This window comes from Pseudoalteromonas sp. US3C1004 (genome assembly GCF_048401065.1).
Taxonomy (GTDB): domain Bacteria; phylum Pseudomonadota; class Gammaproteobacteria; order Enterobacterales; family Alteromonadaceae; genus Pseudoalteromonas; species Pseudoalteromonas undina.
Genome location: NZ_CP183074.1, coordinates 247,290 through 260,412, shown reverse-complemented (window position 1 = coordinate 260,412; position 13,123 = coordinate 247,290). Strand labels below are relative to the sequence as shown.

The 13,123-nt window shown below is 38.2% G+C and carries 12 protein-coding genes and 1 pseudogene; all 13 read left to right on the top strand.

Going from position 1 to position 13,123, the window contains the following annotated elements; genetic code table 11:
- The first annotated feature begins 2 nt into the window (after positions 1 to 2).
- The 13 genes and pseudogenes from ACNSN3_RS16560 to ACNSN3_RS16500 all read left to right on the top strand — a co-directional run bounded on the left by ACNSN3_RS16560 (position 3) and on the right by ACNSN3_RS16500 (position 13,110).
- The gene (locus tag ACNSN3_RS16560) at positions 3 to 1,028 is read left to right on the top strand and encodes a hypothetical protein (RefSeq protein ID WP_418609707.1); all 1,026 of its coding nucleotides are present in this window, start codon (positions 3 to 5) and stop codon (positions 1,026 to 1,028) included.
- On the top strand, positions 1,025 to 1,870 hold the full coding sequence (locus ACNSN3_RS16555) for a hypothetical protein (protein ID WP_418609705.1): 846 nt from the start codon (positions 1,025 to 1,027) through the stop codon (positions 1,868 to 1,870). The genes ACNSN3_RS16560 and ACNSN3_RS16555 overlap by 4 nt, the downstream gene beginning before the upstream one ends.
- On the top strand, positions 1,870 to 7,296 hold the full coding sequence (locus ACNSN3_RS16550; protein WP_418609701.1) for an RHS repeat-associated core domain-containing protein: 5,427 nt from the start codon (positions 1,870 to 1,872) through the stop codon (positions 7,294 to 7,296). Before ACNSN3_RS16555 ends, ACNSN3_RS16550 begins: the two co-directional genes overlap by 1 nt.
- A 10-nt stretch (positions 7,297 to 7,306) precedes the next feature.
- Positions 7,307 to 8,164, top strand: a complete 858-nt coding sequence (locus ACNSN3_RS16545) for an immunity 49 family protein (protein WP_418609700.1) — start codon at positions 7,307 to 7,309, stop codon at positions 8,162 to 8,164.
- Between the two features lie 107 nt (positions 8,165 to 8,271).
- Positions 8,272 to 9,114, top strand: coding sequence for an immunity 49 family protein (locus tag ACNSN3_RS16540; RefSeq protein ID WP_418609697.1), 843 nt, complete (start codon positions 8,272 to 8,274; stop codon positions 9,112 to 9,114).
- Between the two features lie 22 nt (positions 9,115 to 9,136).
- Positions 9,137 to 9,706: a hypothetical protein gene (locus ACNSN3_RS16535; RefSeq protein ID WP_418609694.1), complete on the top strand. Its 570-nt coding sequence runs from the start codon at positions 9,137 to 9,139 to the stop codon at positions 9,704 to 9,706.
- A 28-nt stretch (positions 9,707 to 9,734) separates the two neighbouring features.
- Positions 9,735 to 10,034 carry a hypothetical protein gene (locus ACNSN3_RS16530; RefSeq protein ID WP_418609692.1) on the top strand — a complete coding sequence of 100 codons (300 nt, stop codon included), beginning with the start codon at positions 9,735 to 9,737 and terminating at the stop codon, positions 10,032 to 10,034.
- A gap of 3 nt (positions 10,035 to 10,037) precedes the next feature.
- Positions 10,038 to 10,811 carry a ChaN family lipoprotein gene (locus tag ACNSN3_RS16525; RefSeq protein ID WP_418609690.1) on the top strand — a complete coding sequence of 258 codons (774 nt, stop codon included), beginning with the start codon at positions 10,038 to 10,040 and terminating at the stop codon, positions 10,809 to 10,811.
- Positions 10,805 to 11,392: a hypothetical protein gene (locus tag ACNSN3_RS16520; RefSeq protein WP_418609688.1), complete on the top strand. Its 588-nt coding sequence runs from the start codon at positions 10,805 to 10,807 to the stop codon at positions 11,390 to 11,392. Before ACNSN3_RS16525 ends, ACNSN3_RS16520 begins: the two co-directional genes overlap by 7 nt.
- A 140-nt stretch (positions 11,393 to 11,532) precedes the next feature.
- Positions 11,533 to 12,030 carry a hypothetical protein gene (locus ACNSN3_RS16515; RefSeq protein ID WP_418609686.1) on the top strand — a complete coding sequence of 166 codons (498 nt, stop codon included), beginning with the start codon at positions 11,533 to 11,535 and terminating at the stop codon, positions 12,028 to 12,030.
- 143 nt (positions 12,031 to 12,173) lie between these two features.
- A pseudogene (locus tag ACNSN3_RS16510) lies at positions 12,174 to 12,238 on the top strand (Mobile element protein); the annotation flags it as partial.
- Positions 12,239 to 12,328: 90 nt separating this feature from the next.
- Complete coding sequence (locus ACNSN3_RS16505; protein WP_010389349.1) at positions 12,329 to 12,631, top strand: hypothetical protein; 303 nt, start codon at positions 12,329 to 12,331, stop codon at positions 12,629 to 12,631.
- Positions 12,631 to 13,110, top strand: coding sequence for a hypothetical protein (locus ACNSN3_RS16500; protein WP_418609684.1), 480 nt, complete (start codon positions 12,631 to 12,633; stop codon positions 13,108 to 13,110). The genes ACNSN3_RS16505 and ACNSN3_RS16500 overlap by 1 nt, the downstream gene beginning before the upstream one ends.
- Positions 13,111 to 13,123: the final 13 nt, after the last annotated feature.

Here is a 13,123-nt window from a genome sequence, read left to right as displayed (position 1 = left end):
CTTTGCTAGCGACCTATTTAAGTGATCATCAAGCACAATTACTACAAATTAGTAACGCTCAATTGTGCCCGTTTACGTGTGTAGGTCATGTTCGTTATTTAAGAAAAACCCTATTAGAAAGCTGCTGGGTAAACGCAAAAAACAATAATCAAAAAAATAATTTTGAATTGCCCACCACTGAGCAACTAGTCGAAATAATAACTAACACTAAAAACGATGAATTAGTTGCCCAAGCATGTGTTGAAGTCATGGCAAACTTGCCACAAAATAAAAATATTATATTTATAAATGAACTGCTTAATCAGCCAGCGCTGAGTGCTTTTTTTAAAATCATTATAAATAAAGTGGTTATTCAACAGCATAGCTTTAACTTAATTCGGCTATTAAATTTAAACACCTTGTTTTTTGCTTACAGTGCTGATGATGAAATTCCCCCGCAAACCCTGGTCACTATAAATCAAATTACCAGCCTTGCGCAGCACCAGGATATACAGATATTAACGGCTATTTTTGATGCACTAACTGAGCAAGCCCACCTATCCCCCATAATGTCGTTATTTTTGTTGTCATTAAATTTTGAGCAAGTAAACAGCTTAAGCAATCATGCCAGTAATACCTTATCGGTTGATCAAACACTGCATATTTTATTACAAAGCGGTTTTGTAAAACTGATTGTTTTAGCCAATTCTTTATTACAACAGGTAGAGCAACCCGCGTTAATTATTGCGCTAATAAGGCGCATGTTAGGTGATAAACTCGATCAGCTAGTGGAATACGATATTCAACGACTTGCTTGGCAAGGCGATGAAAACGCGTTAATAGATTTTCAGCAGCAGTTAAAACATAACTGGCCTAAATATGAAACCGCCATGTCGAGTTTACGATTGATTGCAGGACACCCTCTTGATGAAGTGCCTAATGCCATTTATTTATCAGCCATGGATAGCTATAGCCAAGGGGTGTTTAACTTATATCGCTATTATCAACACCTCGCTGCCAATAAAGCTCAGGACGAGGTGGTATCATGAGTGCATTTTCAATAGAGATGGTATGCTTTTCTGCCCCAAATATTAGCAGCGTAGATGCATTATTATTTGACGATAACAGTGCTGTTTTTAATGAACTGCAATGGCAGTCTTGGGATGCCTGTGTTTACGATTGCATAATTAAATCTAAAGAATTAATGGCAGAAGTCACAGACAGCACATTGCCGATGATTTGGTTACTTCCAGCGTTATCATTTAAAGATGAGCTAAAACAGTTATTAACTCAGAGCTTACAACAGTTATACCCCGCTCATAGCAATGAGCTTATTTTTCATGGTGCAACAGCCGCGCACTCTGCTATAGCTTTGGCTGGTGAAAAAAAATGGCAAAAATTTAATGTAATTGCTTTAGATGCAACCTTTAAAGCAAATAAACAGCAGCAGTTTGTTTATCAAGGTGTAGGTGGCGCGTTGGCTCTAGTTGAAATGGTGCCTTATGGGTGGTCGCAGGTAAGCCATGAAATTGCAGCATCAATTGATTTTAGCAAACATAATCAGCTAGCAGGTATGCTTACGCGATTAGCTGAACAAACAGAGAATAAGATTGATTTAATTTTTGCACCAGGAAATGGGGTAGATGATGATAGTTGGCTAAACAATTTACAGCTACTTACTAGCTTAATTGATGAGCACACATATTACGAACTACCCAATTATAAATTAGGGAAAATAGGCGCACTAGAAGGGTTGGTTAATTTGTACCAATTAACCACAAGCCCTGCAATTGTTGAGCATTTTAGTCATGCATTAATGCTTTCACAGGAGCAAGCTAAGCATCAAGGTGCAGCATCATACTTATGGATAAGTGAGGAAGTACACAGCTAATGCAAAGTAATACCGTTGTTTTACAGGGAATAAGTTACCCAATTTGCCTCGTTGCAGGTAAAGGTTCTGCGCCGTCGGGCTTTGTTGCTGTAGCAGCTAACACGCCGGAAAGTGCCAAAAATCAAATTGCGCAAGTAGGCAGTGCGCTTACTAGCGACGCAGCTAAACGTTTAGACGTTATTAACTTGCTTAACCTTGCAGGAATAAACTGTTCGCGCGGTGCGTCAGCCCGTGAAACCGCGAGTGTATTAACCCAAGCTTTGGTTGCAGGTACTATTAGTTGCTATCATCAAAAAGTTAAATCGGCTATTCAGGTAAGCGATAACACCAATAGCGGCGCAGCAGGTAAAAAGGCAAATAGTAAGAGCAGTTCAACAGCCTCAGGTAAAAGTGCCTCTCAAGCGCCGGCTAAAAACAGTGGCGGTGCAAGTAATAATACCCCAAGTGAAGAACCTATCACCAAACAAGAGTGCCGCTCTGATCCGGTTTCTATGCTTTCGGGTGAAGAAATCTTGCCGCTTATTGATTTCACCCTAGCAGGCAGCAAACAATTAATTTGGCGACGCCTATACCGCTCATCGCATGCGGATGTATGCAGTGTGATGGGTAATGGTTGGCGACATGATTTTATGGTGCAGTTAACTGAGCACTATTTACCGCCACCTAAAGTAGGCCCAAAACAAAAGGGCACCTACTGGTTAGAATACCAAGATGAGCATGGCGCTAAACACCGCTTTGAAAAAGTAAAACCGGGGCAATCGAGCTATCAGTTAAGCAGTAATTTGGCGTTGCATTACCAAACTAATGGTAAGCAAGTATTGGTAACCCCAGATGATCAACACCTTACGTTTAAAGCCGGCGAAAACTCATGGTTGCTCGAAAAAGTTATTAATGAAAAAGGCCAAAGTATTGGTTTTTATTACGATGCGAAAGAGCGCTTGCATCGCGTTGAGGTAAATAAAGCGCGTGGCTGTATTTTAAAATATAACCCGCAAGGGTTGCTGGCAAACATTTCGGCTTACCGTACAGATGATAACAACAAGCCAGTATTACTTACGCCGTTACTTGCGCAATATGATTATGATGAAAACAAAAACCTCGTTCGCGCGACCAATCAGCAAGGTGAAACAGAGCATTATGGCTATAACGCCGCTAACTTATTAACTAAGCGTACTCGTGCCAGTGGTTTTAGCCATCATTTTGAATGGGACAGTTACTCATCGAGTGCTAAATGTATAAAACAATGGGGCGATAACAACACCTATACATATCAGTTTGAATATAATTTAGACGCTGGTGAAACAACCTGTATAGACTCGCGTGGGCATAAAGAACACTTTGTACATAACGCGCAAGGTAAGTTAGTTAAGCACACCGACCCTAATGGTAATGTGTGGCAATACGGCTATAACGCACAAGGTCAAAAAATAACGGAAATAAAGCCAGATAGTAGTGAAATAAAATACAGTTATACCCCTTATGGCCAGTTAGAATCAATAACGCAGCCAGATGGCAGTGTCACAAAATTTGCTTACAACCAATTGGGTCAGCGTGTATTAACCACCTTGCCTGATGGCCAAACCATTACCCGAAAATACAGCGTAGCGGGTTTACTGCAAAGTGAAACCTTTGGCGACGGTCGCACCGTACTTTACAGCTATGACAAATTTGGCCAGCTAACCCAACACATAAATAAAGATGGTCAAGTCACTAAATTTGTATGGAACGAGCAAGGCGAGCTTTTAGCCAAACACCATAACGATGAGCTTATTCGTTATAGCTACGACAGTTTAGGCCGTGTAAATGCCACCATTAATAACGCAGGTTTGCTGACTCAATATAAATACAATGAGCACGGCCAGCTTGCGCAAACTATTGCCTTTGACGAAAAAGACCCCGAGAACAAACAGCATCAACATTTTAGTTACGATGATGCAGGGCGGTTAATTAGCTCGCAAAACAGTAAGGGTGATACTACCGAGCAACACTTTGAAGGGCTAAGCCAGCCACATTGTGTTATTCAGCCCGATGGCAGTGCACTGCATTTAACTTACGATAAAGAGCGCAACCTAACTGCCATTGAGCGCAGCGACGGCCATATATACCGCATAAGTTATGACGCAAACGAAAACCCAACGCAAGTAACTGGGTTTGACGGTACGCTACAGCAATATAAATACGATGCTTGCAACCGCTTAACCTCGGTTACACAAAGTGATAAACGCCATGTAAAAATAGAGCGTGATAAATTAGGCCGCGTGATTGCGCAGCATGCAAGTTTGGCAACCGATACTCACATCGTTAATAACGCCAATTACTACAACTATAACCTGCAAGGTAAAATTACTCGTGCGCACAATGCACAATCAACCTTAAAGCAGCAGTTTGATAAAGGCGGGCGGTTACTGTGTGCTGAGCAAGTACATAATCAGCAACAAGCGCACACTTTAAAATACAGTTACGACGACTACGGCAGAAGGCAATCACTGACCTTGCCAGATTCAAGTACGCTTAAATACAGCTACAATAAATTCGGCCAGCTAAGTGCTATTCACTTACAGCAAGCCAATAGCACTGCTGTTGAACTTGCAGCGCTTAGCTACGATAGCCAAGGTAATATTCAAACGCAAAAGTTTGGTAATGATGTAACCCTTACCCAACAGTTTGATGTATTTAACCGCTTAACACAGCAGCAGTTAACCCATCCTGCGCAAGCGTTATTCGATACCTGTACGTACAACTACGACAGCATCAACCAACTTATTGCGCGTAAAGAGCAAGGGGTTAGTAGTCATAACATTAATTTTGAGTACAACAGCCTAGGCCAGTTAATTCAGCAAAATCTAGCAAGTGGTGAGAACACAAAAACTACCCAATACCAGTGGGATAGCTTTGGTAATCCAGTTATCCAGTCAACGGTTAAAAATGATGAATTAACCGAGCAACAAAATGCTAAACCAAGTGATGCTAGCGATACTGTCAATAATGTTGAAAGCACCCAGTCAGAAAGCACACGTAATGTAATTCATAGTGATTATAAAGATTCAAGTACAACAACACTTGCTAGTGATTTAAGTAATAATGATGATGTTATTACAGGCATCACTGATGCAGACCGTTTAACCCACTTTGGCGATAGCGACTTTCATTATGATGAATTTGGTAACCAAATACGCGAAACCGGTAAAGGTATAAAAACCCGCCGCGAATACAATGCATTTAATCAGCTAAGTTGCTTTAATAACAACGGCACGCTTACTCAATACGACTACGACCCATTAGGTCGTCGTATAGCCAAGCACACCGAGCAGGGCAAAATTGATTACATTTGGGATAACGACCAGTTAATCGGTGAATACCAACATGGTGAATATACCTGGTATATCAACCTGCCAAATCAATTCCACCCAGTAGCGCTAATTAAACAAGGTGAGGTGTATTACTATCACCTAGACCAACTGAATACCCCACGCTTTGTAACCAATAATAAAGCAGAAGTAGTATGGGAAAATCAAGCCGATGTGTATGGTTATGAAGAGCTTGAAGCCGACTTTAGTAAAGAAAATAGCTTTACTCAGCCAATTCGTTTTCAAGGTCAGTATTTAGATGAAGAGAGCGGCCTACATTACAACCGCTACCGTTATTACAGCCCCAAACAGCAACGCTTTATAAATCAAGACCCGATTGGTTTAGTGGGCGGGATTAACCATTATCAATATGCGCCAAACCCGGTTAACTGGGTGGATCCGTTTGGGTTAATGTGTGAAGAGGGTGAAAAGAGCTTAAAAGAAGCGCTTGAAATAAGTGTTGCTTCAGGAACTATTAGTAGTGAATTATCTGATAAATTATTGCAATCCGCTTACGATGGAAATTTGACGCCAAAAGATATTAAAGAACATCTAGGGTCATTAACAACTCCTTCAACACCAATTAGATGGATACCCCCTAGTGTTTTAGATAATAAGTTAGGGGCGGGTGGTTATAAAGAGGCCTTAGCTATAGATGATGAAGAAGTACTGCTTATTCCAAAACGTAACTCTACAAATATGAACCCTGCGACTATTGAGGATATTAAGCAAGAAGCGAGTATTTTAGAAGAAATTAAAGCGTTAGGGTTGCCCGTTGTAACAATACCTGAATTTGGAAGTACGATTACTCCAGACGGGAGTATTATTCAAGGTGGTATTCAAGAGCGCATGTTATTTAATGGGCGTGATATTACCAAAGAAACTATACAAGATAATGAAGCACAAGGATTTGCAAAAGATAATCTTGCAGCTGTTTTATCTCAAAAATCTTTAGATGAATTAGAGCGTATATATGAAATTTTCGAAGAGAAAAGTATATTTGTCAAAGATCTACAATTTATGTATGGTGCTGATGGCTTACCAAAAATTGCTGACCCGCAAGAGGTCATAGTTGGAGCACCTCATGACATTGTAGATGAATCTTTGAATGACATAGCCAAAGAATATCAACTAATTAATAAAGCATCTGAGCCAAAAGCAATTCACAAAGCTAAACCAAATAGTGAGCAAGATGCAATATTACTAGTAAGCAAGCTCAAGTCTCCCGATAAAGATAATTACAATGTTTACACTAATCACAAAGGTAATGTAATTGTTTCGCGAAAAGATAAAAAACAATCAGTGAAGTTACGCTATGAAAACGGCGCATTAGTAGAAGCCAGTGATAAAATTGATATTCCTCATGATGTAGATGAAAAGCTTACTTTAGACCATGAGCAATTAACTCTTGCAGATAAAGAAAAATTAAAAAAGTGTGCTGATAAGCGTGATAAGGCTGTAAAAGCTCGAAACGAAGCGCTGGATATGGAAGAAGGCTCAGAGCGAGAACAAGCACTTAAGAATGCACGAAGCGACATGCGTGATGCAAGTGAGAAACTAGGGGAAGCAGCGGCTAAAGCGTATATAATGCATGAATATCCTAATGCAATTCCCTTAGAATCAAACCTCCCAGGTGATGGTAAACAAGGGCAGTTTGACCAAGTTTACTTGATTAAAGGAAAGCCTCCAGAGTTTATTCCAGAGGTTATTATTGTAGAGGCTAAGGGGGGCGCGTCTGATTGGGGCAGCCGTATGGCAGATAAAAAAAGAGCACAACAGGGAAGTACTGAGTATATGCAATCTGTTATTAACAATTACACTGAAAAATTAGAAAAACTTCAAAATCCTAAAAAGAACCCTGCCTATGGTCAAGTTGGGAAAGAGGAGTTAACTAAGCAAATAAAAGAGTGTAAAGAGAGCTTGAGAGCGATTCAAAAAGCGCAAAAATATTCTAGAGTAAATGCTAAGCTAAGTCCGCCTAAAGCTCCTGTAATTAAGTATATTGGGGTTAAGCAAAAAGCCAATGACAGTGGAATGAAGAAAACTATTGAAGTTACAAAGTTTAAAGTAAAAGTTTAAAGGGTAAAAAATGATAAAAAGTCACTATAGTTATGGCCAAGTTTCTTATGATGATATGGTTGAGGAATATATTGAAGATGACGAGGATAGCCTCTTTCTTATAAAAGCAGGCGGCGGTATGTCTTTTTATGAAGAATTTAAGCGAAACCTCATTAGGGCTTTTCCTTTAGAGGCGGTAGAGAATCCAAATAGCAAAAACGCATGGCTTTATTTAACACGCGGACAGCAAATGGCGTTAGCAGCATTTCAGAGTAACGCAAGTGTAGGTCAACCATTTATAGTCGCTTACGATAATGACTTTATAGAGGTTATAGGTGAGGCTGATGATTTCTCAACTAAGGTTGAAGTATGGTTGCCTGCTTTATATAGCGCTATTATATTGCGTAATAAAAAAGCGATTGATTTTTTAATAACGATTGATAATAGCGTTTTTGCAGAGGCTAGTTTAGGTGAACAAAATCGGTCATTTGACTACGCATTTGTCGATTTACTTAAAGCGGTATTTACGCCAGGTGCAAATTTAGCCTCAGCAATCGAAAAAGCATTAGTTGCTAGCAATCCCGATGATTACGAAGATTTTGCTTATTTATACGCTAGCCGTTTAGATTGGCCCTTAGTAGATATTATTATGGCTATTTTTAGTGATGAGGGGGAGCATGTTTATAATGAAAACATGAAAAAAGCGCTATTACTTCATCAAGAATATTATAGTAACGCTGATCGAGATCAAAATCGTGCAGGCGCTATTTCAATCCCTCTAACAGCAATGGCGGTACTGGCCAAAGATGTAAAAGGGTATGATTTAACCGTAGAAAATGGCTATATCCCGCAGTGGATTATTGATGGCAAACCTGCTGAGTATAAATAAAGTAGTTTGATTATATATGAAGTGCAGTTATGACTTTTATAAGTAATTTACTGCTAATATTAAAGGAAACGCTAAATTTACATTTATAGTATTACGAAGGCATAAAAATGATTGAGAGTCACTTTACTTATGAACACCTAGACCATACAGACATGCTTGCAGAAAACGACAGCCACGAAGACCATTGGCCAGATATTCAACGAAACCCATTTACAGAAGTGCCAAAGTTATTTAAGCGAAATTGTGAAGATTTACTGCCTATAGCTGCACTGATTGAGCCGAATGAAAACAGGACGTGGGGCTGTTTATTGCGAGCTCAATCTTTAGGCATGGGTATATTTGAAAGTAATGAACGCTCTGGTAATGCCTTTCCATTTCGAATTATAGATGACCACGTAATGGTTGTGGGTCGGCGCGACTATATTAATACGAATTATCAAACTTGGCTTACAACTTTTTATTTGAGTATTTTGGCACGTAGCTTTGATTGGGAAGGAATCGAGTATTTAAAATCTATCGATATCTCTATTTTAGAAAATGCAGAGTCGGGAGCATCTTTAACTCCCTTTAATTTTGCCCTGGTGGAGTTATTAAAAACAGTATTTACGTCAGGTTCTGATTTAGCGGGGGCATTAGAAAAAGCATTAGTAGCTAGTAACCCTAATGATTACCCTAATGATGAGGATTATTTATATGCAAGCCGTATAGAGTGGCCAATTCCTTCAATACTGATGGCTATATTTAGTGAAAATGGCGAGCAAGAGTACAATGAGGAAATGCAAAAAGCATTATTACTCCATAAAGAGTACTACAGTTCACATGCAAGAAAGGGGGATAGAAGAGGCGCTATTTCAATTCCACTCACAGCAATGGCTGTACTAGCAAAAAAGCTATATGGTTATCAGCTCACTATTGGAAATAATTATATTCCGTCTTGGTTGATTAAATAACATACTTAAAATTAGGTTTATAATGAGTGATTTTTTAAATGGGTTAACCCTTGAAAAAGACATAGTAAATTCCCTAAAAAATAATAAGGTGATAAATTTAACAAGACCTTATTTGGAGTTTGGGATCCGAAAGTACAAAGAAAAGAACGATATTCAGGATAAAGATATATTCACATATGTTGGGAGTTGTTTATATATTCATTTAGAGAATGGCGACATTATTGGGTTTGAAACTAACAATGTTAAAGATTCAATACTTGTCTGGTTTGCTTATAAGGAGGGTATTCAGCAAGGCTCAAATGAAGACATGGAAAAAATACCCTATGATCATTCTAAATATGGAAATCGTGAGCGTTGGACTGGACTGATTAACGAGCATATTCACAGTATCAAAGTGTTTACGCGTAAAATTCCCGAAGGTATAAAAAGTTTTGTAGATAGCAATGAGAAGGCAATTTTACTTGAATCAACTAACTGTAGTTTGTTACTACCTTATGGTGGGAGTTTTGAATACCGTACAGTAATGCCAATTTTGAAACTTGAGGAAGCACCTGATGGTTATTTTGATGGTATGCAAGTTATTGAACTTTGAACAAGTCACTAAATAGCTAATTTTTATCATGATGTATATAAATACGATCCACTTAACACTTCAAGACGTCGCTTCATTTACGCTAAAAAATAACCCCAGCAAGCAATTTAAAGAAAAATGGGGTGAGGAGTATGTAAGTCGCGCAATGTTATTATGGCGTGGAGTTAAGGAATGTTATTCAAAAAGTGAAGTGTGTAACTTCACTGCACAAGAGCTTTTATTTGCAATGAGTTATGAATATGCAGTTGCTCCTTACAGCTCTGAGAATAATAACGCTATTGAATTTTATAGATGGTGTTTTGAAAATTTAAATAAAAAACAAGGATAGGTAATGAATAAAATAAACACGGATGTAAATTACAGAACAATGGCGGGCAATGCGCGTTTAGTTATGTTAGGCGAATCGAGCCATAGTGCTGCTGGCTATAAATATGAGGCTATAAAAGCGATTAGGCAGTTAAAGGCTGCGGGTTTTACACATTTTGCTATAGAAATGCTGCCTAGCTCGATGCAGGAAAAAATTGAACAGTATCAACGAACAGGTAAAGGCTTTAACATAATACAGCAATATTTTGATAAATATTGGACACATGGTGATTTTACTCCTCAAGCCTATGGTGAGCTGGTAAAGGCGGCACGCAATGCAGGAATGAAGATAGTTGCATTGGATGTTTCTGTAGAAACGATGGAAGTAATGGATAGTGTATGCCCATCGAAAAAAGCCGTGACTGGGGAATGTTTTGATGCGCATACGTTTAGAAACGATCTTTGGGCTTACAATTTAGCTACAATCCTCAAGAGATCTAAGCAGAATAAAATTGTTGCTTTTATGAGTCGATGGCACGCAGTTAAAAATTTAAAGTATCAAATAGGTATTGATTCTTTAATTAAAGAGCACGGTATTCAAAAAGTTCGTTTTATTGATTTTATTGGTGGCTTATCTTGTTACAGCGACAGGCCGTGTAAGGGCATGTCTAGCCAACAAGAGACTTTGAAAGGACAATACTTCTACAAAGAGGGTTTTCCGTATGAAAGTACGGTTAAATCATTTCAAGTCCACCTACCAGAAAAACGTATTAATAATGATGGGTCATTCCAATGGTAAAAGCACTAGTGACACTTGTGTTAGCAATTAGTTTTTTTGCCTCTATGGATACTAAAGCATCCATGTTTCCGAATATTGATATTAATGATCCGAACTTAACCGTTGAAATTGCAGCTAAGCAATGCGAAAAAAGCTATATGCATGCACCTAACAAATTAGAAGAATGGTGTGAAAAAGCTTACGAAATGGGTTACTTGGAGTCCTTGTATTATATTGGTATGTATACTGGGGATGGTTCTCGTTATTTAGATGAATTAAATACTCGAATTGAACAAGGTGAAGCTAATGCTATTAACACATTAGCTTGGTTATACCAAAGCGGCCGTTTAGTTAAAAAAGATTTAAGTAAAGCTGCACGCTTATACCAGCTTTATTTAGATCAAGAAAATAATCAAGCAATTACACTTAAAACTTCTACACATTTTGAGTTAGCCACAATTTATAGAAAGCTGGGTATGTGGGATGAAGTAATAACTCATACTCAATATGTAATTAATAATGCAAAAAGAGAGGGTCGTAGGGAACTCGCACAGAGATGGCGAGATGAGGCCGAAACATCTTTGAAAGAAAGTAATTTGTGAGTTTTCCACGCGTATATAGCTTTTCACTTGGCAGTCATGTGACAAAGTATTTATTAATTAGTGCACTGTTTACTTTTAGCTTAATTAGTAATGCCGCTGGCCCTCGATGGGATAATTCAATAGATATAAATGCTCCAGATTTGACTGTATTAGCTGCCGCAGAGCAGTGCCATAAAAGTTTAATTAACGCGCCTGAGTATCTTGAAGAGTGGTGTGAAAAAGCTTATGAAATGGGATACTGGAAGGCACTGGTTACACTAAGCCTCCATAATGGAGATGGAACTCGATTATTAGAGGAGGCCAAAAAGCGGGTTGCGGCAAAAGAGCCAAAAGCTTATTCAACTTTAGCTTGGTTATATGGCAGTGGTATGTTTGTGGAGCAAGATATTAATTATGCTATTGCCCTTTACAAAGAATTTTTAGCATTAGATGCAGAATTGCCAAATTCGTTAGTTGCGGCTGCGCACTTTAAGTTAGCAAACTTATATGAATCGCAGCAGAATTGGCTTGCAGTAAATGAGCATGCACAATATGTTATTGACCACAGCCCTTTAGCTTATGATAAAGAACGAGCTGTTGATTTGTTAGAGTTAGCTAAAAAAGAAATTTTGATTAAGAATAAATCATTGAATGAATAGACTAGACACCTATTCTAATTTTGCAGTTTAGTAAACAAAGTACTACCACTTTATATAGCGTTTCGTTCGGCGTGTATTTTGTATAGTGATGAGCATTCTACAGGTCAACCCTCAATTTTCGCAGAGGCTGAGTTGAAGATAAGTTGCTTAAGCTCGAAAGGTGTTTTGTATTGATGTATGTGTTTACGCAGTTTTGAGTAACCACACTCAACACGCAGAGATAACTATAAGATTAAAGTTGTAATGAAATATGTAAGTCGATGCGCTTATCTAAGCGAGCTAATATAGAGGGAATGATTTGTTTTTTAGTGATAAGCAAAAAAATAAAGTGGAATTTTATGCACTTGTATATGTAATCTCGTTTTTATTGCCATTTCCTGCTTCGCTATATTCTGTTGCATTATCTCAATTAGGTGGTGTAGCACTTTGGCTGATTGGCTCAATAACATATATGATTGTTTACCTGCGAGTCGTGTCAGAATTACCAAAAGAAGATAGGTATTTTGTTACATGGGGTCAAGCAAGCTATTTTCCTCAACTGCTTTTTAAAGTAGCCCCTGTATTAATATTTATACTTCTTTGCTTGTTGGGAAGTTTATAGTGTTTAAAAACGATGAGGTGTTTTTATTATTCGCCCCATGGAAGCTTTTACGTAGGTTCTTATTAGTAACAATCATCTTACTTTTGGGAACGGTTTATTCAGGCATGACATTGTTAACACAGTACTTTGATACAAGTCCAGAGTGGCTGTTGGGCATTTTGTTTTCCGTTGGAATTATGTTTTGCTTTTTTAACTTTAAAGTTAGTCAAGGCTCTTTTCTATGTGCAAAGATATTGAAATACTATGCTCTATTTTTAGCTTTGATTTGCTTACCATCATTTATGATTTTAGAGGGAAGTGGTTATCATATAGCTACAGTTGCTAATATAGCCTTTATGCTGCTGTCTTTTTATTTAATTAAGGGAAATAAATACCAAGGCTTAATAAAATATCAATATAATTTTTTTAAGGATATAGAAGACGCTCGGGCCGCTGTTGAAAAAGAGATGGCTAAAGGAGATAAGAAGAAGAAAAAGTAAGGCTGCATAGCTT